We start from the raw sequence: 22,695 nt of genomic DNA on the forward strand, positions 1-22,695 counted from the left end.
TGGGTGAGGGAAGCAATATGAACGACCTGTTCAGTGTCCGCAGGTTAATCTGGTCTTGGCAGATCATCGAAGCCGTTTTGCTTATCGCGCTGTTCCGTCAATCGCAAGTCTCACTGATGATGGTGCTGTTGTTGACGTTGGTAACTATGGTCCTATTAAGGGGAATCATCGTTGGCATTATTGCGGTCACGGTATCTGTTTCCTTTGCGTCTACAACGATCACCAAAATGCAGTTTTTACGCTTTTGGTGGGGTGAATTCGTCGCGTTTTGTTATCTGTATTTTTGGGCACAGGCGAAGCCTCGGAAAACGCTTGATCCTCATCCGCCTGTTTTGCAACGGCACGTCATTTTTGTGCATGGATTTCTGTGTAACGATGGTTTCTGGATTCAATTGGGCCGTCAACTGCAGCGAGCGGGTGTATCATTCAGCTCTGTTGAAATGTCTGCCGCATTTGCATCGATAGAAACTTTTGCGCGATTAGTGGAGAACGAAATCGAGCATTGCCTAGCGCGAAATAGCAATGCATCCATTACCCTGATTGCTTTCAGCATGGGCGGACTGGCCTGCCGACGGTTACCGGATGGATTACAAAAAAATGTCAATCTCATCACTCTGTATACGCCGCATCAGGGCACATTGCTTGCAAATATCACGGGTTTCTTTGGTGCGGCCAATGGCCGAGAGATGGCCAAAGGCAGCGATTGGTTGGCGACCTTAAACCAGCAGCCCGATCAATTTAAAAAGGCAGTGGGTATATGGAGCACTCATGACACCATTGTTATGCCATCGGTATTGGGCAAGCCACCGTTCCATGCCTTACGACTCCGAGGGCGAGGGCATCTGAATGCCTCTATAGATCGCCGGTTACACCGACATCTCATCCGGCTATTGAAAGTGCTTTAAGTCGGCCAGTCTAAGGTCATCAATGTTTCTAGTAGCAGCGCCTCAAATTCATCGTTAAAGCACTCGATGATGGATTGCGGCGTTTGAATCAGTTGTTGGTCGGTCATCAAGCCAAATTGTACTCGGTTGTTGTATGTCAGAATGCTCACTCCGACGCCAATGGAACCAGACTGAGGGACCCAGAATAGTATCTGGTCCAGCTCACTGCCGATAAAATGCAGTGGAAAAGCGGGACCTGGCACATTAGTCATCACCGCGGAGGCTTTACTGGAAAACAACCGAATCAGTTCTTTTTCGGCGATATCCGGTAAGTAACCAGACAGCTGCAGGATCTGGAATACCAGCCACGCCTGTTTACTGCTTTTCAGCGCTTGCATACGCTGCTTTAGTACCAACGCCCGCTCAATGGGATCTTCAATGCTCAGCGGTAGCGATAAAAATACCAGACCAAAGTAATTGCCTAAATTGGGTGCTCTTAACGCCGAACGAAGATCTACAGGCACGACAGTACGAAGCTCCGACCACGACGTAAGTTGATCGATGGATTTCAGGTAACGACGGAAAGCACCAGTTGCGGAGCTTAGAAGCACGTCATTGACCTTCGCCGACTGCGCTTTCGCGATGGCTTTAACCTCATCCAGTTTCAGTGGAGGGGTCCAGACAAGTTGCTTCTTGCCGCACAACCCTGGCCGTTTAAAGACGTTCTCTTCACCAGGGCTGAGGCCCATTTTAAGCAGCTCGGTCGTTAGTTCTTCAACCAGCGATAGGGTTTCGGCCCATCGACCGTTGCCCGGCAGGAAGGGTTGCAGCTTCTGTAGCCAGCCATTTTTAACGGGCGGCGGAGACGCAGACGCTTGGTTTTGCTCAAATCTGCGGATCATCTCACCTTCATCCATTAACTGCAGCAGGATCTTCATAAGCGCCATGCCGTCCGCGTAGGCGTGGTGAATTCGCAGTACCAGTGCAGAACCATGCTGAAAACCAGTAATTAACAGCATTCGCCAAAGTGGACGCTGATCATCCAGTGGCTGGTTAATAAACTGCGTTGCAACTTGCTGTAACTCGGCATCAGAATCGAGATGGTCGGAATGGATCGGGAAATGGTATTCAGAGTCTATTACGCAGGGTTGCCATCGATCCCCAACCAAGCCGCTACCTGCTCGACACTGGAAACGTGAAATACTGACAAATCTTTCCATGACTCGTTGTTGAAACTGTGCATGCTTGACCGGTGTTTTAAAGGTCATGACTGCGTTGATGACCATGGGGCTGACCGCGGTCCCCATGCGTAACCAGGCGTGATCAACACTAGCCATGGTTTCATAGGCATACGACGATTGGGAGTGCTGATAGTGTGCTGTATCCATATCTCACCCTTCATTCTTATTGTCGGAACGGGCTGCTATTCAATACCGGCACTGCGGAAGGTGTGCTGAACTTCATCCGTTTTACGTACCGGTGGGACAATGAATAACGGTAACCCTGAACATTGGCTTTGCAATCCATAATGAACAGGATTTTCAATAGGGCTGCTGAGTTAAGTCAAAAACAGAGTAATTATTCCATTGTCGTTAAATGGATGTGATCGTTCAACACGGTCAATGCGTCGCGTGACGAGGCGAAATAGTGACGTAAAGTTCTGCCTACCGTTTTAAAAGCGATATCAGACCATGGAATATCCTCTTGGGTGAATAACGCAACTTCGCAGCTTTCTGGTGTTGTGGCAAATTGAAAATCGGGCATATCGACTAAGTAAAACACATGTACTTGGTCCCATGAAGGTAAACTGATTACGCTGAGCAAGGTAGGATTGATCGCCTTTACTCTGGACTCTTCGTAAGTCTCCCGTAACGCACCTTCAATGGTGGATTCACCGTTTTCCATAAAACCGGCTGGTAGTGTCCAATAGTTTTTTCTGGGTTCGATATTGCGCTTGCACAACAAAACGCGTCCGTCTGGGGCGACCGGCAGGGTTCCAGTGATAAGTCTGGGGTTCTGATAATGAATGGTATTGCACCGGTCACAGACGTAGCGCGGACGATGGTCGTCTTCGGGAATTTTCAAGGTGACTGTGTGACCGCATTCACTGCAATAGTTCATAGGGAAGTCTCTGGGTTCCGTTCGCTGTTTTGCTGGCGAGATTAACAGTTCGGTTACCCGATAGGAACCTTTGTGTACGCAGTGCCTCGGCAAGGTTTCTGGATAGAAGAACGGCTTGCAAAATTTGCATTTTCGGCGGCGAATGCGTAAATAAGAGCGCATTTGCTTCAATTTATGCCATGATTTAACCATGATGAATCCAGAATCTTTCAATCAACGCCTAATTCAGCGCTTCGGGGCATATCAACCTGAAGTGATTTCCATTGATAAACCCCGGGCCGCTGTGCTTGTGCCGTTGGTGTTATCGCCAGAACCGTCAGTTCTTCTAACCGTGAGAGCCTCGCATCTAAACAGTCATCCGGGTCAGGTGTCCTTTCCGGGTGGGATGTTTGAGCTAGAGGACGCCTCGTTAATCGACACGGCTTTGCGAGAGACATTTGAAGAAATTGCGTTGCCGAAGCACCAGATCTCTGTGGTCGGGCAGTTATCGACCGCGTTTTCAAAGGACGGTGTCCAGGTATACCCCATCGTTGGGACTTTGCCACACGCAGAAAACAGCATGGCCAACCCCGACGAGATCGCGGAGATTTTTTCCGTCCCCTGGTCCTATTTTGCAACCGAGGCGCCGGAACTACAGAAAATCGACCGTCATGGCATCAGTTTTGAAATTCCACACTATTATTATAAAGGCAGACATATATGGGGGTTAACCGCCATGATTCTGTTGGAACTGATCAACCTAGTTGAAGACACTCAATGGCCGGTACCGGATTTTTCCAAAGCCACGCGACCGGGTGAAACGCCTTAACCGCAGCTGCAAGTAAACGGCTCGTAGAAGGCGGTCAATGGCGCAGACAGGTTAAATCAAGTAGTTCAATTTGGAGTGCTGTGTTAAACTGCGCGGCAATTTCCAGGGACAGGCAACCGGCTAAGGTAAGCGAATTTTGTAGATGACAGACAGTCGAATGATGGTGATGGTGGCTTCTCTGGAACGCCATTTACAAGCCGAACGTAAAATACTTGATGAAGCGATTATGGGGCAACGGGGCATTCCTGTTGGTCTGGCCTATCCTCCAATCCCAGCCAATTACATATTCAAGCTCAATCAGCAGTCGATCAGTGATGCGGATTACGTATTCCTGTTGATCGGGTCAGAGTATGGTGCCTTGACCGATAAGGGTGTTGGCTATATCCATGCGACTTATGCCGCTGCACAGGCCGCCCGAAAACCCGTTGTCAGCTTGATCTATAGCGGTGATAAAGTGCATAACGTGGACAGTTTTGATCGGAAACGACTTGAAGGCCTGATTCAGCAGCTCAAAGATGGCAACGTTTACTATTGGTCTGACGAGGACAGTTTGCGCGACAGTGCGGAGCGTGCGCTGGAAAGCATCACCGAGGCGTTCCCGTCTGTCGGCTGGATAAAGGCCGATCTGCAACCCTTAGTCCCTGAAACCAACCATGACGACCAGAACCTGATTCAAAAGTTGAAAAATCAGGTTTCGCAACTGTCGCATAAGTTGCAACGGGCGCATGTGCCTTCGCAATCCGTCGATGTATCCTTTGCGAAAGATTCACGTCCTTGGCTTTTGTCTTACCAATGTAATGCATTTCGTGAAGGTCGGCTGAAACAGATCGAAGGACAGGTGCATTTGCCGCTAGAAGATGTGTTTGAGTGGCTATCCCCAACGTTGTTGGCACCAGTGACAGAAGCAAAAGTCCGCGCGATATTATCGAGCCGTATTCACGACTTGGTGTTAAGTAATGCTCAACGGGAGTGGAAAGGCTCACACGCTGTCTCGGATATCCGGATTCATCAGAACTCCATTGACGATCTGAAACTACGCCTGCGAGCTATGCTGTTGATTGCGTTTGATCATCATGGGCGCTGGCATCTGACTGAAGCAGGTGAACAATTGGCCCTGCAACGGGAAACTTGATTAGCGTTCTTGAGTGTCCTGAGTCAAAAGTTCGCATGAATTCAGCGTGCTATTCAAGCTTTATAGCTAGGCGTGTCTCGCAGTCAATGGTTATTCCATTGATAAGTGACAGAACGACGCTAGAGAGCTTGAATGTCGCGCCCGAAGGGAGCTCATGGAAAACACGGGTACGGCGTTGCTCTTCTTGAAAAGATCTCGATATTCTCTACAAAGAGCGCCTTGACTAGCGCTTCCCATGAGCTCTGAAACGATACGAACTTCTGACTCAGGACACTAGGCCCGCCCTTTGGGTCCTTCAGATCGATGACAGAGCATTGTTGTGTGTTTTGAAAAAGACTTGCCATTCTCTGCAACACACGCTTCGATCTGATAGGACTGAGGTGATTTGAATTAATCAGAGCTGCCCTAGGTTTAGCCTGCAAATGCCACAGAAATAGTTTTGGCCCCCAACTGGGCACCTGCAGTTGGGCTCATCACCGATAAGACCAATTTTCCGCCTTTGCTTTGAATGTGTTCCTGTAGCGCGTTGTAGGTTGGCAGTACCCGTAACTGTGATAAGTTTCCTGCGTAGCTGAGGTTGACCATGTGGTTTTTGAAGGTTGTGCGGGTGATTTTGTCGTAAAGCATTTCGAAGAAATCACTTTCAGCGTGACTGGCCTTCAACAACCGATGTTGCTGCACGCCGACGTCAGACACTTTCAGTACCGGGATGGTGCCAGTGAATTTAAGTTTTTGTTGGGAAAACCAACTGATATTGAAAGGCGGTTGCCCCAGGTAGTTTGGGTTAAAGTTTTCGTGGCCGGGTAACACATAGGTTTCCACATTGCCTTTGAAGAGATCTAAAGGTTGCTTCAATTGATCTACGGAACGTGCTTTTTCGGAAATCAGTCTCAAAGCCTCATACAGTACTAGGCCATAACCGGCATAGCTGGTTTGGGTTTCTATGATCCGGACCTTAAATGCATTTCTGATGCTCGCTCGTTTTCGCAACCTCTCCAGGTCAGACTGCAGTTCCTGAACTGCCGCGCGCAAGCTGGTTAAGGTCGAACTGAGCTTGATGTGAGGGGCCAGAATCAACAGATGGTCGTATTGGTAGATCAAATCGTTTTTGAGTTGCTCGACGATGTTAGATTTGGACAGATCTACGACTTCAGCACGGGACAGGGCGCTGACCGGCGTAGACTTATAGAATTGGTTCGATTCTTCTGGATGGCGGCCGTCGATAAAGTGCGTTGATTTAGTTTTTACCGACAACGGTAAAATGTGGACCTGGTAACGGTCGACGATGGAATTGGGCAGGTCGCAGGTCGAGTCGACAACAATGCCAACATTCATCTCTTTATCCAATTGCAGTCATTCATGCCGCATTCTAGACCTATGTTCCTACGAATAAAAAGTTTGCCGGCAAATAATGCTCAAAAAGACCTCAGTCTGTCGTTTTTTGCTTAAACTCGCATAAGTCTTCGATCAAACAAGCACCACACTTTGGCTTTCGCGCAACGCATGTGTATCGGCCGTGCAGGATCAGCCAATGATGAGCGTCCATCATGAACTCCTTGGGGATAACACGCAGCAGGCGTTTTTCGACTTCAACAACATCTTTGCCTGGAGCGATTTTCGTTCGGTTAGCGACACGGAAAATGTGAGTGTCAACAGCCATGGTGGGTTGACCAAATGCCGTGTTTAAGACGACGTTCGCTGTTTTTCGGCCGACTCCCGGCAAAGCTTCTAATGCTTCACGCGTTTGAGGCACCTGAGAATCGTGTCGGTCGATCAGTTGTTGACACAATTTAAAAACGTTTTCTGCCTTTGAATTAAACAGTCCGATGGTCTTAATATAGCTTTTCAGACCATCGACACCGAGCTGAACGACGGCTTCTGGCGTGTTCGCAACCGGGAACAGTTTGTCAGTTGCTTTGTTGACGCCTTTGTCGGTGGCCTGTGCCGATAAAACAACGGCCACCAGTAATTCAAAGGGCGTGGAATAGTTTAACTCAGTTTCAGGATGAGGGTTTTCCCGCTGAAAACGTTGGAAAATTTCCGTTCGTATCGCTTTATTCATGACCGCTCATTTAACTGATGGTTCCGGTGACACGAACGCGCTTCGCGCCCACCGTGACCTGTTCGGTGTTAGCCCGGCGTTTCAGTTCAACCCGGTCATCAATGAAATTTTTAATTGCGATTAATAAGCCCAAGCCAACAAATGCTCCGGGTGGCAGTACCGCAAACAAAAAGTCCGGGTAATCTGCAAACACCTCAATTTCCCAAGCGCGGGCCGATTCCCCAAAAATAAGGTGCATATTTGAAAACAACGTTCCCTGACCGATAATTTCTCGCAAAGCACCCAACACGAGCAGCACGGCGAGAAACCCAAGGGACATGAAAAAACCGTCCAGAACCGAAGGAATTACCGGATTCTTGCGGGCAAATGCGTCTGCCCGGCCCAAAATAACGCAGTTGGTCACGATCAGTGGAATGAAGATCCCCAACACCTGAAACAATTCATAGGTGTAAGCCTGCATCAGCAGTTCTGCGCAAGTTGTAAACGAGGCAATAATCATCACAAAGGCGGGCAGGCGGATAGAATCGGCAACGTAATTCCGAATTAAAGAGACGGCCAGGTTGGAGCCCACCAACACCACCATGGTGGCGAGTCCTAAGCCCAATGCATTGACCACAGTCGCCGTGACCGCCAACATCGGGCACAAGCCTAGTATCTGTACTAATGCAGAGTTATTACTCCATAAACCGTTCTTTATGATGGTTTGATAGCTGTGACCAGACATATTTAAGACCCTTCTTCGTGGCTGGTGTTACCCAGCAACACTTCTTTATTCAGTTCAAAAAAACGCAAACTGTTGTCGATCGCTTTCACAATGGCTCGTGGCGTAATAGTCGCCCCAGTTAACTGGTCGAATGCACCGCCATCCTTTCTAACAAACCATTGCTCTGGGGCCGGTTGTTGGCGAGATTTTCCATCGAACTGGCGAATCCAATCCGATTTGGCAATCTCGACCTGATCACCCAGTCCCGGTGTTTCTTTGTGCTTGGTGACACGGACACCTACCAGTTCACCGCTTGGCGAAATGCCCACAATAAGGCGAATGGCTTCGGTATAGCCTTCTGGAGCCACGACCGGAAGGATGATTGCGGCAATTTCACCTTCGTCGTCTTTGGCCGTGTAAAACGTTTCCTGTTGACCGACGTGCAAGCGTTCAAACTCGGCAAGCGTAACCGACTGAAATGAACGTGCGCTGTTCAACAATGTTTCTGCTTCGAAACCTTCTGGCAACAAAGACAACAGCAGTCGTGCCTCAAAGGCTTTCTCATTGTCCGCAATCGTTTCTTTGGTGAGTACCTGAGTCACACTGATAATACCTGCGGTAAACAAAGCGAATATGGCAAGCCCGATGGCCGATTTGCGGATGGCAGCGGCCAGTGTCAACGAGGTTTCTGGATTATCCGTCATTCTTGAATCCTTTTACGGCTTTACTGTGGCCGTATACGCGCGGTCGTGTGTAGTGATCGATCAACGGTGCCGAAAAATTCATCAATAACACGGCAAACGCCGTCGCGTCTGGGTAGTTGCCCCAGGTGCGGATGATGTAAATCAGCAGGCCAATACCCGCACCATAAACCAGTTTGCCTTTGTTGCTCGTGGCAGCGGTAACCGGGTCGGTTGCTATGAAGAAAGCAGCTAACATGGTCGAACCGGAAAACAGATGCAATGATGTTGGTACAAATGCATCGCCGTCACTGCCAAACAGCACGCTCATAACCAAGATGGATGCCAACAGCGACACAGGGATGTGCCAGGTGATTATTCGCAGCGCCAGCAACACTAAACCCCCTACCAAAAAGGCCAGATTTATCTGCATCCAACCTTTGGCAGCAAAGGCGCCGTATATCGGATCTTGCAATACATTGTCGGCGGTGAGTCTGCCGATATTCAGTTTGTAATGATCCAACGGGGTTGCTCCGGTGAACGCATCCAAGCCTTTGTCTAAGTGGCCGAAAGAAATGGTAAGAGCGTCTGCGAAACTGGGTAACACGTCAACGTTAGCCCAGCGAGAGGTCATCAGAACAGGCAACGACACCAGTAACAGCGCGTATGCGACCATGGCCGGATTAAACGGATTTTGCCCGAGCCCGCCAAATAGGTGTTTCGCAAAAATGACCGCGATCCCCGAACCGATCGCCACTAACCACCAGGGAACTATTGGAGGAAGCGCACAAGCAAGCAAAAGCGCTGTGACGATAATCGAGCCGTCTTTCAGGAAGAAACCGACAGGGCGTTTACGCAGCACTAAAATCAACGCTTCGAGTGCTACTGCAACCGTGACAGCGATAAGCGCATTTACCAGGTAACCCCAGCCAAAGATATAAATAAGGCAGGCGTATCCTGGAACCAACGCGGCCACCAACGTAAACATGACTTTGCTGACCGAATTTTGCCCCACGGTATGAGGTGACGTAATGGAGATCATGGTGACACGTTTTCCTGTTCTTTCATGGCGGCTTGATAGGCTTTTTCAGCGCTGTGATACTTTTCTTCAAGTTTGCCGGCGGCTTTTCTCAGCGCGGGAACCATTTCTGAGCCTTCCTTTTCCGCATCCAGTAACCGCTGTGTTGCTTTTTCAAATTTCGCTTTGGCTTTTTCAGCAATGTCTTTCAGCTGCTCGGGATTTTGCGTTTCCGTTGTCGTGTTTTTAGCGTCGCGTTTTGCGGCTGCGCGTTCCAGTGCCGCTTTAATCGGGTCTTCTTTGGGTTCTTCATTTGAACCCTCTTTCGCTTGTTTTTCAGCCAATGCTTTAGCTGCCGCTTCTGCACGAGCTTTACGACGCTGTTCTTTTTCTGCTTTTTCCCGATCTAAACGAGCCTGGCGGTTTTCAAAGCGAACACGCGCTCTATCTGAGGCTAATTGGTCGGCCCGTTCCTGTTTAATCTCACCTTTGGCGTAGCGGAAGTACTGCACTAAAGGAATTCGACTCGGGCAGACATAAGCACAAGCGCCGCATTCAATGCAGTCATCTATGCTGTGTAATTCGGCTTCGTCCAATAATCGGTTTTTAGACGCCCAATGCAATTGTTGAGGCAACAAACCTGCGGGGCAAGCCTGCTCGCACATGCCGCAGCGTATGCAGGGGTTATCGATAATCGGTGGCGGTATTTCTTTTTTTGTTGGTGCTAATAGGCAGTTCGTCGCTTTCACTAAAGGTGCGGTAATGTCAGGAAGTGCAAAGCCCATCATCGGCCCACCCATGATGACTCGGTCTGCCTTTTTAAGGTGCGCCCCAGCGTGGTTCAACAGCGTCTCTATGCTCGTGCCAATGAGTGCCTCATAATTACCCGGGCGCTCAATGGCCTGGCCGGTGATGGTTGTGACGCGGCTGATCAGGGGTTCGTCAAACACCACCGTTCGATAAATCTGGTAAAGCGTTCCAACGTTCTGACAGACCAAGCCTATGTCACTGGGCAACCCACCTTTTGGAACTTCTAAACCGGTGGTTAATTGAATCAATTGCTTTTCACCGCCGGAGGGGTATTTGGTGGGCACCACGGCAAGTGTAATATCCAGCCCTAGCCTCTTAGCGGCAACTTCGAAAGCGGATATGGCTTCCGGTTTATTGTCTTCAATACCAATGAGGATCGTGCGAGCGCCGAGCAAATGCCGGCAAATTGCTGCCCCATGCAGGATATCTTCAGCGCGTTCGCGAATGAGTCGGTCGTCAGCGGTAATGTACGGTTCGCATTCTGCGGCATTGACCAGCAGCGTGTGAATCGGTGCATGTTTGTTGCGGTATTTTACATCCGTCGGAAAACTTGCGCCGCCCATGCCGGTGATGCCACCGTCGTGAATCCGCGCCACAATATCTTCAACTGATTGTTCTCGCCAATTGTGCCAGGGCTTCTGTTGTCGCCAAATATCCAGACCATCGCTTTCAATGCAAATAGCAGGCTGTTTAAAACCGGATTCGTGCGCATAGACGTGGTCTTCAATAGCAACAACGCGACCCGAAGTGGGTGCGTGAATCGATGCTGAAATACCGCTTTGAGATCTAGCAATCAGATCGCCCTTACAGACAGTGTCGCCAACTTTAACCACCGGGATTGCCGGGCTGCCAATATGCATGGATAACGGCAACCACAGTTCGGACGGCAGTGGTACCGGTTCAATGGCCGATTGATTGGATTCCGCTTTGTGCTGCTCTGGGTGCACGCCTCCGGGGATAGACCAGACTCGGGAGCGAGCGATGATGTGAGGTGCTTGCGTCATGCGGCGTGCTCTTCCTCGTTAATGCGTTGCGTTGGGCGATCGGTCGCGATTATTTCCGGCAATGTGAGCGGCTTGCTCTTGTGCCATTGGCGAATGGTTGTTTGCACGGGGACGATATCAATGCAATCGACCGGGCAGGGTTCAACGCACAGGTCGCAACCAGTACATTCCGATTCAATTACGGTATGCATCTGTTTTGCCGCCCCTAAAATGGCATCCACCGGGCAAGCCTGAATGCATTTTGTGCAACCGATGCATTCTGCTTCGCGAATAATGGCGACTTGTTTGCCCTTTTCTTCACCGTGTTCGGCATCAAGCGGCAAAGGTTCAACGTCCAGTAAATCCGCAAGAGCTTGAATTGTTGCTTCACCTCCTGGAGGGCACTTATTGATGGGTTCTCCGTCGGCAATGGCCTGGGCGTAGGGACGGCACCCGGGGTGACCACATTGGCCGCATTGTGTCTGCGGTAATATGTTGTTGATGTCTTCAATAATCGGGTTGCCTTCCGGTTTGAATTTAATGGAGGCAAAACCGAGTAGCGCGCCAAAGATGGCCGCAAGAATGAACAATGTGATGATCGCGGTTAACATTTCGCTTCCTTAAACGGCGACCAGGCCGGAAAAACCCATGAAGGCCAGTGACATAATGCCAGCAGCAATGAGACCGATGGCCGCACCTTTAAAAGGTTTTGGTACGTCCGCCACATTGATGCGCTCTCGCATTGCGGCAAATAGCACCAAGACCAGAGAAAAGCCGACGGCTGCGCCAAAGCCATAGAGAAAGCTCTCTATCAAAGAGTTCTGCTTACTGATATTTAACAAGGCCACACCCAGCACGGCGCAATTTGTTGTAATCAGTGGCAGGAATATACCCAACACCCGGTAGAGCAGCGGGCTTGTTTTGCGAACCAGCATTTCAGTGAACTGAACAACAAAAGCGATGACCAGAATAAATGCGATCGTCTTCAGATAGGCCAGATCAAGTGGCAACAGCAGGTAGGAATAAACGATGTAGCTGGCAACGGACGAAATGGTCAGGACAAAGGTGGTGGCTGCCGACATACCGACAGCGGTTTCAAGTTTGTTCGACACGCCCATGAAAGGGCACAAACCAAGAAATTGTACCAAGACGAAATTATTGACCAGTATCGTGCCGATCAGAAGCAGTATGTATTCGCTCATTGATAGAAAAAGGCGTTAGAAAAATGTGCGGGTATTATCGTGAGTTTTGTTATAGCTCACAAGATGGTAAGCATTTGATTTTTATCTCTATTTGGAATAACGACATGGTTTTTTGAACGTTTGTCGCCGGTGGCGAATGCATATCAGGTATGTCGGGGCCGAAGCCCCGAACGTAAGTGTCACGATTTTTAGCTTATTTTGGTTCCTGGAGGAATGTCGGCACTGCCTTCCATTACCCAGAGGTCATTGCCTTCGCCAGCTGCCAACACCATACCCTCGGATAATCCGAAACGCATTTTTCTGGGGGCAAGGTTGTAAACCAAAATCACATTTTTGCCGACCAGGTCTTCAGGTTGATAGTGGCTTTTGATGCCAGAAAACACCTGTCGGGTTTCATTGTTGCCAACATCCAATTGCAGGCAGAGGAGTTTATCGGCGCCATCAACATGGTCGGCTTCGATGACTTTCGCGATGCGCAAATCGACTTTGGCGAAATCTCCGAACTCTATGGTTTCAGAACTTGTTTCCTTTTTAGAGCTTGCCTTCGCTGCTTGCTTGTTCGGTTTTGTTGCAGGTTGTTCCGGAGCCTTTTTACCGCCTTCTCGGACCGCATCTTCTTTGCTTTCGGCGAGCAGGGCTTCTATTTGGGTCATTTCAATACGGGTTAACAACGGTTTGAACTTGTTAATGGTATGGCCCGTCAGCGTTGTCTCCAAGTCCACGAGCGTTAACGAGGATACGTTCAGAAATTGGCAGGCTTTCTCATTGAGAGCCGGCAGTACTGGACCCAGGTATATCGTTAAAGCGCGGAACAGGTGGATGCCCATAGAACAGATATCCAGCACTTCCTGATCTTTGCCTTCTTCTTTCGCCAGTGCCCAAGGTGCTTTGGCTTGAATATACTCGTTGGCTCGATCAACCAACGCCATGATTTCGCGAATTGCTTTGCTGTACTCGCGTTTTTCATAAAAAGTGGTGATCGATTCCTTAGCCGCGAGTACTTCGTTTAACAGGGCCGGTTCGGCAATATTTTCCGACAATGTACCACCGGCTTTTTTCACAAATCCAGCGCATCGGCTGGCTATGTTCACGAACTTGTTCACCAGGTCGGTGTTAACCCGCTGCGCGAAATCTTCCAGATTCAGGTCGATATCTTCAACGCCTGAACCGAGTTTTGCTGCGTAGTAGTAGCGAAGATACTCAGGATTCAGATGCTTCAGATAGGTTTTCGCCATAATAAATGTGCCGCGGGATTTCGACATTTTTTCACCGTTAACCGTGATGTAGCCATGGGCAAAAACCCCGTCCGGAGTCTTGAATCCAGCGCTGGTCAATGTTGCTGGCCAAAACAGGGCGTGGAAATTGATGATGTCTTTGCCAATGAAATGGTAAAGCTCGGCGTCAGAATCTTTGGCCCAATAATCGTCGAATTCCAGGCCTTCGGTGCGGTCGCATAAGTTTTGAAAGCTGGCCATATAGCCGATAGGGGCGTCCAACCAGACATAAAAGTATTTGCCGGTAGTGCCGGGTATTTCAAACCCGAAGTAGGGCGCATCGCGAGAGATGTCCCAGGCCTGCAGGCCGGAACCGAGCCATTCGGCCAATTTGTTGGCCACGCTGTCTTGCAAGGTGCCGGACCTTGTCCATTCCTGCAACATGGTCTGGAACTGTGGCAAATCGAAGAAAAAGTGTTCAGATTCTTTTTCAACGGGTGTCGCGCCAGTGTAAGCCGACTTAGGGTTGATCAGCTCGTTTGGTTCGTACGTCGCGCTGCACACTTCACAAGCGTCGCCATATTGGTCTTCGGATTTACATTTAGGGCAGGTGCCTTTGACAAACCGGTCCGCCAGGAAAATCTCTTTTTCCGGGTCATACAGCTGACGAATGGTTTTCACTTTTATGTGGCCGTTCTCTTTTAAACGGCTGTAAATCAATTCGGAAAGCGCTTTGTTCTCTGGTGAATGGGTGCTGTAGTAGTTGTCGTGCCCAATTAAAAAGCCCTTAGAATCCGCTTTATGGTCGGCGTTCATTTGCTCGATCCACGCTTCTGCAGTTTTGCCTTCTTTTTCAGCGCGCAGCATGACTGCTGTGCCATGCGTATCGTCCGCGCACACGTACATGCACTCGTTGCCCATGCTTTTTTGGAAACGAACCCAGATGTCAGTCTGGATCTGTTCCATCAAATGGCCTAAATGCAATTGGCCATTGGCGTAGGGAAGGGCGCTGGTGACGAGTATTTTACGTTTCGCGGACATGGATTGGGTTATTCCTTAGTTAAAACAGTAGATGACTCACTCGATTGACGGTAAATCGGCAAGAACCGGCAATTCTACCGAATTGCTGCCAGTTGGCTAGCATCTGTTGCGCTGAGGGCGTGAAAAACAGACAATACCGGCAATTTTTTGGAGACGTATGTTAAAGGAGTGTGATTTTGATTATTCCCGTTTTGTTAGCTGGTGGTGTGGGTTCGCGTTTATGGCCTATGTCTCGCGAGCTATTCCCTAAGCAATGTATTAACTTGGTTGATTCAACCAAGAGCTTGATTCAGCAGACCGCCGAGCGTTCCGTGTCTGTTGGAATGGCGGAAGCGCCGATCGTGGTCTGCAATGATGAGCACCGTTTTCTGATCGCCCAACAAATGGCGGACTCAGGCATTAAGGCAGACATTGTTTTGGAGCCTGCTGGCCGAAATACGGCTCCGGCGATTGCTTTAGCGGCATTTCAGGCACTGTCGCGGGATGCAAGCGCTATTATGGTTGTGTTACCCGCCGATCACGTGATTAAAAACCATGCGTTATTTGGTAGTGCGCTGGAAGAAGCCGTAAGCCAGGCGAAATCCGGTCAGATTGTCACGTTTGGTGTGCAACCGACTTATGCTGAAACTGGCTATGGCTACATTCAGGCCGAAAGCAAAGACGCCGTCAGTAAGGTTAAAGCCTTCAAAGAAAAGCCCGATCAACAGACGGCCGAAGCCTATTTGGCGGAAGGTGGTTACTACTGGAACAGCGGTATGTTCGTGTTTGGTGCTCAAGCCTACTTGGATGAGTTAAAAAACCTGCAGCCGGCCATATTTGCGGCAGTTGAAAAGGCATATGCCGGTCATCATTCCGATCTGGACTTTATTCGTATTGATGCTGACGCCTTCGCGGAGTCTCCATCCGACTCCATCGACTACGCGATTATGGAAAAAACCGAAAAAGCTATGGTGGTGCCCTACACTGGCGATTGGAACGATATTGGCGCCTGGGCTGCTCTGTATGACCTAAATGAGAAAGACGAAAACGGCAATGTGCATATGGGGGATGTTTTGACCCACGATGCCAAGAACAACTTTATTCGTTCTGAAAGCCGTTTGGTTGCAGCGATTGGCGTTGAAGGTTTGGCCATTGTGGAAACCAAGGACGCTGTTGCTGTCGTGCCGCGCGAACGCGCGCAAGATGTGAAGTTCATTGTAAATCAGCTGAAGGCAGCGGGTCGTACGGAGCATGAAATACACACCAAGGTCTACCGTCCATGGGGGGCTTATGAAGGTGTTGATCAGGGTAAGCGACACCAGGTTAAAAACATTATGGTGAAACCCGGTGAAAAGTTGTCGGTTCAGATGCATCATCACCGTGCTGAGCACTGGATTGTCGTGTCTGGTACGGCCAATATCACTATTGGTGAGGAAACGAAGTTAGTTTCCGAGAATGAGTCGGTTTATATCCCATTAGGCGAGGTTCATGCTTTGGAAAACCCAGGTAAAATCCCATTAGAGCTGATTGAGGTTCAGACAGGCTCTTACTTGGGTGAAGACGATATTGTTCGGTTTACCGACCGTTACGGGCGTAGCTAACAGCGAAGGTTTTTGAATAGTTGTTTGAAAGATGGGGGCTAAAGCCCCCCAGTCACATAAAGTGCGACGCATCAGAAAGATAAGTGCCACAACCTAATCTGTAAATCAGGGGAAAACCTAAACCAGAATCATCAGTTCTATTGGTTTTCTGGTTCTTACCCTCATTAACTTTCTCTATAAATTCATTCAGCATCAAGAGCTTTATCTATGGAAAATGTTAAAAGAATTATCGCCGTTGCTTCCGGGAAAGGGGGGGTTGGCAAATCAACGACCTCTGTGAATCTTGCTTTGGCGCTAAAAAGTCTTGGTCATAGTGTGGGTTTACTGGATGCGGATATTTACGGACCTTCTGTAGGTATGATGCTTGGTGTGCCAGAGGGGGCTCAGCCAGAAATCAAAAACCAAAATTCCTTTGTCCCCATTATGGCGCACGGCCTGCAAACCATGTCGATGGCCTATCTGGTTACCGATAAAACGCCTATGGTGTGGCGCGGGCCGATGGCCTCAGGCGCCTTACAGCAGATCTTGACCCAAACCCTCTGGGGCGATCTGGATTTTCTGGTTGTCGATATGCCGCCGGGAACCGGCGATATTCAGTTAACCTTGGCGCAAAAAGCGAATATTGATGGTGCCGTGATTGTGACTACCCCGCAAGATCTGGCACTGCTGGATGCCAAAAAAGGTATCGAGATGTTCCAGAAAGTAAGCGTGCCTGTGTTGGGTATTGTGGAGAATATGGCGGTCCATACCTGTTCGAATTGTGGGCACGAAGAGCACATATTCGGAGAAGAAGGTGGCCAGAAACTGGCCAATGATTATGGCGTCAGTGTTTTGGGCAGCTTGCCTTTAGATATGTCGATAAGACAGTCAATCGATGCCGGTGAGCCGAGCGTGGCGGCAGATTCGAAGTCTGACGTAACGGGAAAGTACCTGAATATTGCCAAGAACGTAGTTGCCCAATTGGAAGCAGCGCCAGAGGTCGATGGGCCCGATATTTCGTTTAGTTGAACTGAAATCATGGGGGCGGCCTTAGCGACGATGACTGTCTTTGATTATCGTGGCTAAAGCCCTCTCGCTTAGGAATCAGCGAAACAGGAGGCCGTGGAGGCTAACTTCTGCGGCGAATTAATCGGGCCGATTCCCTTTAATTATGCCGTTGGTTGTCCAAGTGCTTTTTGTGCGAATGACTTCGTTGCGAATGTCATAGTTCTTCTGCCAGATTTCTTTACTTTCGTAGCCGCGCTTGTGGTCCAAGTGCATGAATATCGCACTGTAGCGAATTTGCTTGGATTTCATACCGTTATTCCACAAGCGCTCGCCTAACTCTCTGTCTAACCCGCCATATTGCATATCTTCGTTAAAGCCATTGACCGCAATAATGTCTTTTGTCCATGTACTGCTGTTTGCTCCATTCCAAGTAGCCTTTGTCGGCGTCAATTTGTTCATGATGCGTTGATACAAAGGGTTGGGGTTCAATTTCCCCATTTTGTGGCTTTTGGGCTGGCCATTGGCAATGAGCCATTGTTTCTCAAACAGTTTTCCGGCTTGGATATCGTCTTCCGTTACCGCTTTTGAAACTGCCATGTTTAATTTGAAGTAACCGGCGGATAAGAAGTAACCAGGCTCAGCATAGTCATAGTGGGTTTGCACTAAGTTTGGGGCCGGCACGCAGTCGCCATCGGTAAAAATGAGGTAGTCGCAATCGGTTGCAGCAATAACTTTGTTGAGGATTTCGCACTTTCGGAACCCAAGGTCTTCATGCCAATAATGCTTAATTGTAAGGTTATTTTGCGCCTGATACCGCTGTATCAGCGCTTTTGTCTCCTGGGTTGAGCCATCATCCGCAATGAGAAGGGTAAAATTCTTGTTGGTTTGCGCTTGCCAGCCCCAAAAGCACTTTTCCAGCCAGGCAGGGTTGTTGTAGGTGGTTATAACGATGCCGATTTTTTGAGGTTTCATGCGCAAATCTTTCTTGAAATTAACCTTAATCATAACGGGTTGTCGCTCATTTCCGCTAGTGATTAAAGGATGAATTGGGATTAATCAATTAATGGTATCCGCTGCGTAGGAGAGGAGATCAAATTATTACTAGTTACATGCGTCCTTAACTACTAAAATTCGCGTCACATGCGGATATTGGTTTTGCGATGACAGTTTTAGTGACCGGGGTGGCCGGTTTTATAGGTAATGAGGTAGCGATTAAGCTGACCCAGCAGGGTTATGAAGTCGTTGGTATCGATAATTTAAACGATTATTACGATGTTCAACTCAAGAAAGATCGTCTGGCTAGATTGGCGGGAGTTAATAATTTTCAATTCTTGGAAATAGGGGTTGAAGACCGGTTGGCTATGTCGAATCTTGCGGCTAAATATCTGTTCTCGCAGATTATTCACATGGCCGCGCAAGCTGGGGTTCGGCATTCTATTGAAAACCCTAATGCCTATATAGACAGTAATTTAGTGGGGTTTGGCAATATTCTGGAGCTAGCAAGGCAGCATAAAGTTGAGCATCTGATGTATGCTTCTTCCAGCTCTGTGTACGGAGAGAACGAGAAACAACCCTTTTCTGAGCACGATCCTGTCGATCATCCCGTTTCTCTTTATGCCGCAACGAAGAAAGCCAATGAAGTAATGGCTCATTCTTACAGTCACCTGTATGGCATACCGACTACCGGATTGAGGTTTTTTACGGTTTATGGCCCGTGGGGTAGGCCGGATATGGCGCCTTTCTTATTTACCAAGGCAATTCTCGAAGGCAAGCCCATAAACGTATTTAATCACGGCGAAATGCTACGTGATTTTACCTATATAGACGATATCGTTGACGGTATTCTAAAAGCCGTTGGTTGCCCACCGGGGAAATCGAAGTTTATGGCCACGAAAACCCCAGCCCACAGTCGCGCCCCTTACCAACTGTTTAATATCGGTAATTCAAAACCGGTGAAATTGTTGGACTTTATCGAAGCGATAGAGCGGGCGTCGGGAAAAAAGGCAGAAAAAATCTATATGGACATGCAACCTGGTGACGTACCGGTGACCTACGCTGATGTTCGGTTATTAAGTGAAAGAACCGGCTATAAGCCCAATACGGAAATACAGGACGGAGTGAATGCCGTGGTCGCTTGGTACCGTAATTATTATCAGCTTTAGTTGGCGGGCATAGCGCGTGAGCGGCTATGTTCACCCGCAAATTGAACCGCTATACTGTGCGTCTTTTTAACCTTTGAATAAATTGAGATCGATATGACCAAAATTGCCATAGCAGGGACAGGCTACGTAGGGCTTTCTAACGCGATGTTGTTGGCACAACATCACGAAGTTGTTGCAATTGACATCATTCAAGAAAAGGTCGAAATGCTGAACAATAAGCAGTCGCCCATTGAAGATAAGGAAATCAGCGACTACTTGGTCAATAAGGATCTCAATTTCAAGGCCACCCTAGACAAAGAATTTGCTTATAAAGATGCAGACTTTGTTATCATAGCCACACCAACGGACTACGACCCAACCACCAACTACTTCAACACCAGCAGTGTCGAAACCGTTATTCAAGATATTACGACCATCAACCCTAACGCAGTAATGGTTATTAAGTCGACAGTTCCTGTCGGTTTTACCGCAGATATTAGAAAGCGAATGGGCAACGATAATGTCATATTCTCACCTGAGTTTTTGCGTGAAGGTAAGGCTTTGTATGACAACCTTTACCCAAGTCGAATCATCGTTGGCGAACGAAGCGAACGTGCAACTCGTTTTGCCGAACTATTACAAGAAGGCGCGATAAAAACTGATATTCCTACGCTTTTTGTAGACTCAACCGAAGCGGAAGCGGTGAAGCTGTTTTCCAATACTTACTTGGCTATGCGCGTCGCTTACTTTAACGAGCTTGATACTTACGCCGAAACCCACGGGTTAAACAGTAAGCAGATTATTGAAGGAGTGGGTCTGGACCCGCGCATTGGTAATCACTATAACAATCCAAGTTTCGGTTACGGCGGTTACTGTTTGCCTAAAGACACAAAGCAATTACTAGCTAATTTCCAAGACGTACCCAGTAACATTATTCGGGCTATTGTTGACTCTAACACGACTCGAAAAGACTTCATTGCTGACTCCATCATCAAACGCAACCCGAAACGAGTAGGGATATACCGCTTGGTGATGAAGACGGGATCTGATAATTTCCGGGCCTCTGCAATCCAAGGTGTTATGAAGCGTTTAAAAGCGAAGGGAATTGAAGTGGTCGTATACGAACCTGTGTTAACGGAGCATGAATTTTTCCGTTCGCTGGTGATAAATGACCTGGAGAAGTTCAAGCAGGTATCTGATGTTATTGTGGCGAATCGACCTTCGGCAGAATTGGATGATGTTGCCGACAAAGTCTACACACGCGATCTGTTCGGCAATGATTGATTTGTTCCTGAAATTGAAAGCTATCTAACTTTACCATTGCGCTCAGTGATTTACTGAGCGTTTTTTTTAATTCGCAATCTACGAAAAGTTTGAAGTCATGGCCAATAAAATTAAGCACCTGTTAAATGTCTCTCTTTTGTTTAGCGCAGCCTGTTTGTTAGCTATGATATTTAACATAAGCGCTTATCAGTTGTCATTAGCGCCGTTGGCATTAACTTATGTGCCTTTAGCTTTTATCGGTCAGGCCTACGCCATGGGTCTGCTGTTGTTAATCGCTTTGTTGCCTTTCTTTTGGATGCCAAAAAAATGGTTCAGCACTTTATTCGCATTGGCAGGCGGGAGTCTTTTCTTTCTACTGGCAATCGATAGTTGGGTATTTTCTGTTTATCGATTTCACATCAACTCGTTTTTTATCAATATGTTTTTTACAGACAGAGCCGGAATGGGGATTGAAACGAGCTCCCTGGTTTTTGGTGGCCTAGTTTGGTTGCTCGTTATTACCTTGTTCTATTTTTTGGCTCTAAAACTGAGTGGTGTCGGAAAATTACTGCGCTTGTTTGGTCTGTATTTTTTTCTTTTTGTTTTGACGTTTATCGGGCAGTCGATTCATGCTTGGGGCTATGCTCACAATATGAAGAAAATTGTAAGTCTTACGCATGTTATCCCTCTGTATTACCCCTTAATTGCCACAAAAGACATTAAAAAATGGGGCTGGTTTCGCGAAGACTTAGTTGAAGATAACCTGGTGGTAGATTTGGATGATATTAATGGCTTCAACTATCCTTTAGCACCTTTAAATTGCCCAGCTGCATCTGAGACAAACATTATTGTCGCGACGTTAGAGAGTTGGCGGTTTGATCGGATGAACCCACGTGTCACGCCTAACATATACAATATTGGTCATCAATCGTTAATATTTAACAATCACTTGAGTACCGGAACGGTTACTGATCGAGGTCTGTTTGGTCTTTTGTACGGAGTATCGCCAGCCTATTTAACCAGCGCATTTGGCGCCGGTAAAGAACCCGCATTGATTAGTGCATTGCAGAGTATGAAATATCAGAGTTGGGTGTTGGCCAATCAGGATATTGAAGTAAACAAACTTGATAAACTGTTTTTTCCAAAAATAAAACCCTTACAAAGCAATGGGCGAGGTCAGGTATTCGAAGGTGATGCGGGTATCGTTACCCAGTTAATTGAGCAAATTGAACGCCGCGACGAGACCCGACCGTTTTTTGGGTACCTGTTATTCAATTCCTCACATTTCCCCTATTGGACACCCCCGGATTACATCAAACCCTTTGAGCCGAGCGAACGGTTTTCACCCTCTAAAGCCACGGATGATACGCAACCAGAACCCTACTTTAACCAATACAGTAATTCGATTCATTATATCGATAGTCTTATCGGCCAATTGCAAGTTGCACTGAAATCTAAAGGTTTGTGGGAAAATACGATTTTGGTCATCACCGGCGACCATGGGGAAGAATTTCGCGATCAATCGGTTGCTTACTGGGGGCATGGCAGTAATTTTTCTCGTTTTCAAAGTGGTGTGCCGCTGGTTATTCATTGGCCGGGACTAATGCCGGCAGCGATTGATTACCGAACCTCACATGAGGATGTGTTTGCTACCCTTGTGACGGACGCCTTAAATTGTGGAATAGAGTTTAGTGATATTTCGACTGGTGCTTCGCTTTTTTCAGATGAATCACGCGTAAATATCATTGAAAGTTATGTTATCCAGGCCATTGTAGATGGAGATGTGGTCACCGAGCTTTATCCTGGTTTTGTGAAAAATTATGCGTTGGAAGATATCAGTAAAGAAGAAAAAGCCTCTGCCAAAAGCATTCAAGGCGTGCAACGAGTATTGAGTCAATTTCGTTAGATTCAATCACGTCTGAAACAAGTTCCTTAAGGACGCGCTATAATCTTGTTCCCCTGTGCGAGCGCACGTTAACGGCGATTTGAATATAAACCCCTCACGGCTGGCCTGTTGCCACACAGCCCGGCGCAATTGCATATCCCTTTGTAGGACAGAACAATTG

General features: G+C 48.0%; 20 protein-coding genes. 8 read left to right on the forward strand and 12 right to left on the reverse strand.

Annotated elements, in window-relative coordinates:
- Positions 1–17 precede the first annotated feature (17 nt).
- On the forward strand, positions 18–905 hold the full coding sequence (locus IYN85_RS04925; RefSeq protein WP_196157715.1) for a triacylglycerol lipase: 888 nt from the start codon (positions 18–20) through the stop codon (positions 903–905).
- Here IYN85_RS04925 and IYN85_RS04930 read toward each other — a convergent pair.
- Both IYN85_RS04930 and IYN85_RS04935 read right to left on the reverse strand, forming a co-directional pair.
- A complete protein-coding gene (locus IYN85_RS04930) occupies positions 902–2,272 on the reverse strand; it encodes a WS/DGAT domain-containing protein (protein WP_196157716.1) in 1,371 nt (456 codons plus the stop codon). The two genes, IYN85_RS04925 and IYN85_RS04930, sit on opposite strands and share 4 nt — an antisense overlap.
- Positions 2,273–2,462: 190 nt before the next feature.
- The gene (locus IYN85_RS04935) at positions 2,463–3,197 is read right to left on the reverse strand and encodes an NUDIX hydrolase (RefSeq protein WP_230390471.1); all 735 of its coding nucleotides are present in this window, start codon (positions 3,195–3,197) and stop codon (positions 2,463–2,465) included.
- Between IYN85_RS04935 and IYN85_RS04940 the strand changes: the two genes are divergently transcribed.
- Both IYN85_RS04940 and IYN85_RS04945 read left to right on the forward strand, forming a co-directional pair.
- The gene (locus IYN85_RS04940; RefSeq protein ID WP_196157717.1) at positions 3,196–3,813 is read left to right on the forward strand and encodes a CoA pyrophosphatase; all 618 of its coding nucleotides are present in this window, start codon (positions 3,196–3,198) and stop codon (positions 3,811–3,813) included. The two genes, IYN85_RS04935 and IYN85_RS04940, sit on opposite strands and share 2 nt — an antisense overlap.
- A gap of 142 nt (positions 3,814–3,955) precedes the next feature.
- On the forward strand, positions 3,956–4,945 hold the full coding sequence (locus IYN85_RS04945) for a DUF4062 domain-containing protein (RefSeq protein WP_196157718.1): 990 nt from the start codon (positions 3,956–3,958) through the stop codon (positions 4,943–4,945).
- Positions 4,946–5,356: 411 nt separating this feature from the next.
- Here IYN85_RS04945 and IYN85_RS04950 read toward each other — a convergent pair whose 3' ends face one another.
- The 9 genes from IYN85_RS04950 to metG form a co-directional block, all read right to left on the reverse strand.
- Positions 5,357–6,280: a DegV family protein gene (locus tag IYN85_RS04950; RefSeq protein ID WP_196157719.1), complete on the reverse strand. Its 924-nt coding sequence runs from the start codon at positions 6,278–6,280 to the stop codon at positions 5,357–5,359.
- Positions 6,281–6,371: 91 nt separating this feature from the next.
- Positions 6,372–7,007 carry an endonuclease III gene (gene nth / locus IYN85_RS04955; protein ID WP_196157720.1) on the reverse strand — a complete coding sequence of 212 codons (636 nt, stop codon included), beginning with the start codon at positions 7,005–7,007 and terminating at the stop codon, positions 6,372–6,374.
- A gap of 10 nt (positions 7,008–7,017) precedes the next feature.
- Entirely contained in the window at positions 7,018–7,731 is a 714-nt protein-coding gene (locus IYN85_RS04960) for an electron transport complex subunit E (protein WP_196157721.1), read from the reverse strand.
- A gap of 2 nt (positions 7,732–7,733) precedes the next feature.
- Entirely contained in the window at positions 7,734–8,414 is a 681-nt protein-coding gene (gene rsxG, locus IYN85_RS04965) for an electron transport complex subunit RsxG (protein ID WP_196157722.1), read from the reverse strand.
- On the reverse strand, positions 8,404–9,432 hold the full coding sequence (locus IYN85_RS04970; RefSeq protein WP_196157723.1) for an RnfABCDGE type electron transport complex subunit D: 1,029 nt from the start codon (positions 9,430–9,432) through the stop codon (positions 8,404–8,406). The genes rsxG and IYN85_RS04970 overlap by 11 nt, the downstream gene beginning before the upstream one ends.
- Positions 9,429–11,222, reverse strand: a complete 1,794-nt coding sequence (gene rsxC, locus IYN85_RS04975) for an electron transport complex subunit RsxC (RefSeq protein WP_196157724.1) — start codon at positions 11,220–11,222, stop codon at positions 9,429–9,431. Before rsxC ends, IYN85_RS04970 begins: the two co-directional genes overlap by 4 nt.
- The gene (gene rsxB / locus IYN85_RS04980; protein WP_196157725.1) at positions 11,219–11,812 is read right to left on the reverse strand and encodes an electron transport complex subunit RsxB; all 594 of its coding nucleotides are present in this window, start codon (positions 11,810–11,812) and stop codon (positions 11,219–11,221) included. Before rsxB ends, rsxC begins: the two co-directional genes overlap by 4 nt.
- A gap of 9 nt (positions 11,813–11,821) precedes the next feature.
- Positions 11,822–12,403, reverse strand: a complete 582-nt coding sequence (gene rsxA / locus IYN85_RS04985; RefSeq protein ID WP_196157726.1) for an electron transport complex subunit RsxA — start codon at positions 12,401–12,403, stop codon at positions 11,822–11,824.
- A gap of 188 nt (positions 12,404–12,591) precedes the next feature.
- On the reverse strand, positions 12,592–14,658 hold the full coding sequence (gene metG, locus IYN85_RS04990) for a methionine--tRNA ligase (protein ID WP_196157727.1): 2,067 nt from the start codon (positions 14,656–14,658) through the stop codon (positions 12,592–12,594).
- A gap of 176 nt (positions 14,659–14,834) precedes the next feature.
- Between metG and IYN85_RS04995 the strand changes: the two genes are divergently transcribed.
- Both IYN85_RS04995 and apbC read left to right on the forward strand, forming a co-directional pair.
- Complete coding sequence (locus IYN85_RS04995) at positions 14,835–16,238, forward strand: mannose-1-phosphate guanylyltransferase/mannose-6-phosphate isomerase (protein WP_255533633.1); 1,404 nt, start codon at positions 14,835–14,837, stop codon at positions 16,236–16,238.
- Between the two features lie 207 nt (positions 16,239–16,445).
- Entirely contained in the window at positions 16,446–17,246 is an 801-nt protein-coding gene (gene apbC, locus IYN85_RS05000; protein WP_196157728.1) for an iron-sulfur cluster carrier protein ApbC, read from the forward strand.
- 117 nt (positions 17,247–17,363) lie between these two features.
- Here the strand turns inward: apbC and IYN85_RS05005 are convergent, their stop codons facing one another.
- Positions 17,364–18,197: a glycosyltransferase family 2 protein gene (locus tag IYN85_RS05005; RefSeq protein ID WP_196157729.1), complete on the reverse strand. Its 834-nt coding sequence runs from the start codon at positions 18,195–18,197 to the stop codon at positions 17,364–17,366.
- A gap of 188 nt (positions 18,198–18,385) precedes the next feature.
- Between IYN85_RS05005 and IYN85_RS05010 the strand changes: the two genes are divergently transcribed.
- The 3 genes from IYN85_RS05010 (at position 18,386) to IYN85_RS05020 (ending at position 22,535) form a co-directional block, all read left to right on the forward strand.
- A complete protein-coding gene (locus IYN85_RS05010) occupies positions 18,386–19,387 on the forward strand; it encodes an NAD-dependent epimerase (protein ID WP_196157730.1) in 1,002 nt (333 codons plus the stop codon).
- Positions 19,388–19,480: 93 nt separating this feature from the next.
- Positions 19,481–20,650 (forward strand): nucleotide sugar dehydrogenase, encoded by a 1,170-nt coding sequence (locus IYN85_RS05015; protein WP_196157731.1) that lies wholly within the window; start codon positions 19,481–19,483, stop codon positions 20,648–20,650.
- Between the two features lie 97 nt (positions 20,651–20,747).
- Entirely contained in the window at positions 20,748–22,535 is a 1,788-nt protein-coding gene (locus tag IYN85_RS05020; RefSeq protein WP_196157732.1) for a sulfatase-like hydrolase/transferase, read from the forward strand.
- Positions 22,536–22,695 lie beyond the last annotated feature (160 nt).

Source organism: Reinekea sp. G2M2-21 (genome assembly GCF_015687175.1).
In the GTDB taxonomy this organism is placed as follows: Bacteria; Pseudomonadota; Gammaproteobacteria; order Pseudomonadales; family Natronospirillaceae; genus Reinekea.

Excerpts from the sequence above, each read along its gene's own strand:
- IYN85_RS04950 (WP_196157719.1), bottom strand. The coding sequence starts at position 6,280 with ATGAATGTTGGCATTGTTGTCGACTCGACCTGCGACCTGCCCAATTCC.
- apbC (WP_196157728.1), top strand. The coding sequence starts at position 16,446 with ATGGAAAATGTTAAAAGAATTATCGCCGTTGCTTCCGGGAAAGGGGGG.
- rsxG (WP_196157722.1), bottom strand. The coding sequence starts at position 8,414 with ATGACGGATAATCCAGAAACCTCGTTGACACTGGCCGCTGCCATCCGC.
- IYN85_RS04930 (WP_196157716.1), bottom strand. The coding sequence starts at position 2,272 with ATGGATACAGCACACTATCAGCACTCCCAATCGTCGTATGCCTATGAA.
- IYN85_RS04935 (WP_230390471.1), bottom strand. The coding sequence starts at position 3,197 with ATGGTTAAATCATGGCATAAATTGAAGCAAATGCGCTCTTATTTACGC.
- nth (WP_196157720.1), bottom strand. The coding sequence starts at position 7,007 with ATGAATAAAGCGATACGAACGGAAATTTTCCAACGTTTTCAGCGGGAA.
- IYN85_RS04970 (WP_196157723.1), bottom strand. The coding sequence starts at position 9,432 with ATGATCTCCATTACGTCACCTCATACCGTGGGGCAAAATTCGGTCAGC.
- IYN85_RS05010 (WP_196157730.1), top strand. The coding sequence starts at position 18,386 with ATGACAGTTTTAGTGACCGGGGTGGCCGGTTTTATAGGTAATGAGGTA.
- rsxA (WP_196157726.1), bottom strand. The coding sequence starts at position 12,403 with ATGAGCGAATACATACTGCTTCTGATCGGCACGATACTGGTCAATAAT.
- IYN85_RS05020 (WP_196157732.1), top strand. The coding sequence starts at position 20,748 with ATGGCCAATAAAATTAAGCACCTGTTAAATGTCTCTCTTTTGTTTAGC.
- IYN85_RS04960 (WP_196157721.1), bottom strand. The coding sequence starts at position 7,731 with ATGTCTGGTCACAGCTATCAAACCATCATAAAGAACGGTTTATGGAGT.
- rsxC (WP_196157724.1), bottom strand. The coding sequence starts at position 11,222 with ATGACGCAAGCACCTCACATCATCGCTCGCTCCCGAGTCTGGTCTATC.
- IYN85_RS05015 (WP_196157731.1), top strand. The coding sequence starts at position 19,481 with ATGACCAAAATTGCCATAGCAGGGACAGGCTACGTAGGGCTTTCTAAC.
- IYN85_RS04945 (WP_196157718.1), top strand. The coding sequence starts at position 3,956 with ATGACAGACAGTCGAATGATGGTGATGGTGGCTTCTCTGGAACGCCAT.
- rsxB (WP_196157725.1), bottom strand. The coding sequence starts at position 11,812 with ATGTTAACCGCGATCATCACATTGTTCATTCTTGCGGCCATCTTTGGC.
- metG (WP_196157727.1), bottom strand. The coding sequence starts at position 14,658 with ATGTCCGCGAAACGTAAAATACTCGTCACCAGCGCCCTTCCCTACGCC.
- IYN85_RS04940 (WP_196157717.1), top strand. The coding sequence starts at position 3,196 with ATGATGAATCCAGAATCTTTCAATCAACGCCTAATTCAGCGCTTCGGG.
- IYN85_RS04925 (WP_196157715.1), top strand. The coding sequence starts at position 18 with ATGAACGACCTGTTCAGTGTCCGCAGGTTAATCTGGTCTTGGCAGATC.
- IYN85_RS05005 (WP_196157729.1), bottom strand. The coding sequence starts at position 18,197 with ATGAAACCTCAAAAAATCGGCATCGTTATAACCACCTACAACAACCCT.